Annotated in this window: 1 protein-coding gene; it reads left to right on the top strand. The window is 70.4% G+C overall.

Features of this window, described 5'->3' with window-relative positions; all coding sequences use genetic code 11:
* Positions 1-257: 257 nt before the first annotated feature.
* A complete protein-coding gene (murA, locus tag ACFQ4O_RS17130) occupies positions 258-1,547 on the top strand; it encodes a UDP-N-acetylglucosamine 1-carboxyvinyltransferase (RefSeq protein WP_378777536.1) in 1,290 nt (429 codons plus the stop codon).
* The last annotated feature ends 534 nt before the right edge of the window (positions 1,548-2,081 follow it).

Here is a 2,081-nt window from a genome sequence, read left to right as displayed (position 1 = left end):
GGCCCCAAGGCCGACGCGGAGCGGCGCGAGGCGGAGCGCCGGGAGCGGATGGCGGCCGCCCTGCGCGAAAACCTGAAGCGCCGCAAAGCGCAGGCCCGCGCCAAGGCCTCCGCCGCGAAGGCCGCGGACGAGCCCGACGCCTGAGCCGCGTCGGCCCTGCGCCCTGCGACGTTTGTGCGACGCTGCGGGATGGGCTAGACCCCGGCTTTCGCATGAGGGACAGGCGCCCCCGCCGCCGGCCCCCGAAGGAGGCAGCTTTGGATCGCATCCGCATCATCGGCGGCTCGCCGCTCGTCGGCCGCATTCCGATCTCGGGCGCGAAGAACGCCGCCCTGCCTCTGATGATCGCGAGCCTGCTCACCAGCGAGACGCTGATCCTCGACAACACGCCCCGGCTCGCGGACGTGGCGCTGCTGAAGCGCATCCTCGGCAATCACGGCGTCGAGGTCACGGTGGAGGGCAAGCGCGCCGGCCAGGACGAGTTCCTGGGCGAGACCGTGCGCCTGACCGCCTCCGAGATCGTCGACACCACCGCGCCCTACGATCTCGTGTCGCGCATGCGGGCGAGCTTCTGGGTCATCGGCCCGCTGCTGGCGCGCATGGGCGAGGCCAAGGTCTCGCTGCCGGGCGGCTGCGCCATCGGCACCCGGCCGGTGGACTTCTTCCTCACCGGCCTCAAGGCGCTCGGCGTCGAGATCGAGATCGACAGCGGCTACGTGCTCGCCAAGGCCCCCGGCGGGCTCAAGGGCGGCCGGGTCGTGTTCCCGAAGGTTTCGGTCGGCGCCACCCACACCATCCTGATGGCCGCCACGCTCGCCCGCGGCGAGACCGTGATCGAGAACGCCGCCCGCGAGCCGGAGGTGGTCGATCTCGCGGACTGCCTCATCAAAATGGGCGCGAAGATCGAGGGCGCGGGCACCTCCACCATCACCGTCACCGGGGTGGAGCGGCTGCACGGCGCCCGCCACAGCGTGCTGCCCGACCGCATCGAGACCGGCACCTACGCCATCGCGGTGGCCATGGCCGGCGGCGACGTGACGCTCGAAGGCGCCCGCTACGACCTGCTCGACAGCGCTTTCGACGTGCTGGTGGAGGCCGGGGCCGAGATCAGCCGCGTCAACGACGGCGTGCGCGTGGTCCGCAACGGCCACGGCATCGGCCCGGTCAACGTGACGACCGCGCCCTATCCGGGCTTTCCGACCGATCTTCAGGCCCAGCTCATGGCGCTGACGACCCGCGCCAGGGGCGCGTCCAGCATCACCGAGACCATTTTCGAGAACCGCTTCATGCACGTGCAGGAGCTGGCCCGCCTCGGCGCCCGCATCCAGCTCGACGGCGACACCGCCACCATCGAGGGCGTGGAGCGCCTGAAGGGCGCGCCGGTGATGGCGACGGACCTGCGCGCCTCGGTCTCGCTGGTGATCGCGGGGCTGGTGGCCGACGGCGAAACCACGGTCAACCGCGTCTATCACCTCGACCGCGGTTTCGAGCGTCTGGAAGACAAACTCTCCCGCTGCGGCGCCCAGATCGAGCGCGTTACGGGCTGACGGTTCCGCCGCGACAGCCGGCGCAAGACGATCCGCGACCTTCGATGTCCAGCAGCTACCCCTGACGCGGTGAGGGCGCCTCAAGCTCGGCGCCCCACTTTCTTGTCCCGGCCTTGAGCCGGGACCCATTATCGCCGACGGCTCAAGGCAGAGCGCCCCGGCCGTCGCGGCTTGTTCTGAAGCACCAGAGGATCTGGGTCCCGGCTCAAGGCCGGGACAAGGGGATGGCGTTTCATCGACCATCCTGCCACGGACCTCCGGCGACAAACGAATACCCGGCGGCGCCCTCTTTCTTGTCCCGGCCTTGAGCCGGGACCCATTAACGCCGACGGCTCAAAACAGAGCGCCCCGGCCGCCGCGGCTTGTTCTGAAGCACCAGAGGATCTGGGTCCCGGCTCAAGGCCGGGACAAGGGGGTGGGGCGTCTCCCCCCGGCTTGCTCCGGGACCGTGTCGCGGAAAGCCAAGGACGCCCCGCTCGCCGTCATGCCCGCGCCTTCGCGCGGGTATCTTCCGTGTTTGCGGTCAAGCTTTTG

Source organism: Methylopila musalis (assembly GCF_042679725.1).
GTDB classification, from domain to species: Bacteria; Pseudomonadota; Alphaproteobacteria; order Rhizobiales; family Methylopilaceae; genus Methylopila; species Methylopila musalis.
The sequence above is the reverse complement of the archived record's forward strand: the minus strand, read 5'-3'. Positions and strand labels throughout refer to the sequence as shown.